2 protein-coding genes are annotated in these 1505 nt (G+C 63.9%); both read left to right on the top strand.

Annotated elements, in window-relative coordinates; translation table 11 throughout:
• On the top strand, window positions 1–848 hold an 848-nt coding region (locus SFU54_RS05185; protein ID WP_319015232.1), incomplete at its 5' end, for a hypothetical protein.
• 157 nt (window positions 849–1005) lie between these two features.
• The coding region (locus SFU54_RS05180) for a TerC family protein (protein ID WP_413466570.1) at window positions 1006–1505 on the top strand (500 nt) is incomplete at its 3' end.

Raw genomic sequence — 1505 nt, 5'->3', positions numbered from 1 at the left:
ACACCGAGTTGCTCGCGCGCCACGCGACCCGCGGGCAGGCCGAGTTCTTTCTCTCGTCGCGAGGACGCAGCATCGACGAGGTCATTGCCCGCCACGAGTCGATGCAGTCGAGCCTCGCACGCGTCTCGGCGGCGCTTCCGGAGGGGGTGCGTCAGGCGCGCGTCGAGCGCAGCGACCTTGACCGCTACGTGTTTTCGCCCGAAGACGTCATCGTCATCGTGGGCCAAGACGGGCTCGTGGCCAACGTGGCCAAGTACCTCGACGGGCAACCCGTCATTGGCATCGACCCCGAGCCGCAGCGCAACGCGGGAATCCTCGTGCCGCACGCGGCCACCGATGCCGGAGAGCTGATTGGGGCGGTCATCGCGGGGCGAGCATCCGTCGCCGCGCGCGCCATGGTGCAGGCGACGCTCGACGACGGCCAAACCCTCACGGCACTCAATGAGCTCTATGTGGGCGATGACGGGCACCAGTCGTCGCGGTATGTCGTGACGACGCCCACGGGCGAGAGCGAGCGGCAGTCGTCGTCGGGCGTGATCATTGCCACGGGCACGGGCAGCACCGGCTGGGCCGCGTCGATCGCGAGTGATCGTGGGCTTGGTGACGTGCTGCCGGCCGTGGATTCAGCGATGCTCGGCTGGTACATCCGAGAGGCCTGGCCCTCGCGGTCAACCGGACGCACGCTCACCGCCGGCCTCATCAACGAGGGCGAGGCGCTGCAGTTCGTTGTCGAATCCGACACGCTCGTGGCCTTCGGCGACGGAATCGAAGACGACTACCTGGCGATCGGCTGGGGTCAACGGCTCACCGTGGGAGTGAGCACGCGCCGTCTCAACCTGGTTCCGTAACCTCGCCGATTCACCCGCTACACTCAACGGGTCAAGGGGAGTATTCCTTCGAAGTCGGCCCGTCAATACGAACACGCCATCGTGTTCCGGGTGGCTTGGCCCAGTGCTGTAAGGGCCGGAAGAGACCTTGGTCATTTTTGCTGACCAAGGAGCCCCTATGGGTGTCACACCCCTCATCTGGATCATCACCATCGCGGTCACGATCGCGTTTTTCATCTGGGAGTTCTACGCCCACGTGCGTACTCCCCACGAGCCCACGATCGCCGAAGCGGCCAAGTGGTCGGTGTTCTACATCACGCTGGCGCTGATCTTCGGTGTGGGCATCGGAATGGTGTCGGGGTGGCAGTTCGGCGGTGAGTACTTCGCCGGATACCTGACCGAGAAAGCGCTGTCGGTCGACAACGTCTTCGTCTTCTTGCTCATCATGACCGCGTTCGCGGTGCCCAAGATGTATCAGCAGAAGGTGCTTTTGATCGGCATCGCGATCGCCCTCATCATGCGGGGAATCTTCATTGCCGTCGGCGCAACGCTCATTTCCAACTTCTCGTGGATCTTCTACATCTTTGGCGCCCTGCTGTTGCTGCTCGCCTACCGCCAGGCCTTTGGCTCGCACGAGACTGACCCGCAGAACATCGGCATTGTGAAGTTCGCCCGCCG

It is taken from the genome of Microcella sp. (assembly GCF_033763155.1).
GTDB lineage: Bacteria > Actinomycetota > Actinomycetes > Actinomycetales > Microbacteriaceae > Microcella.
Note: the sequence above shows the minus strand (reverse complement) of the source record. Positions and strands in the feature narration are given on the sequence as shown.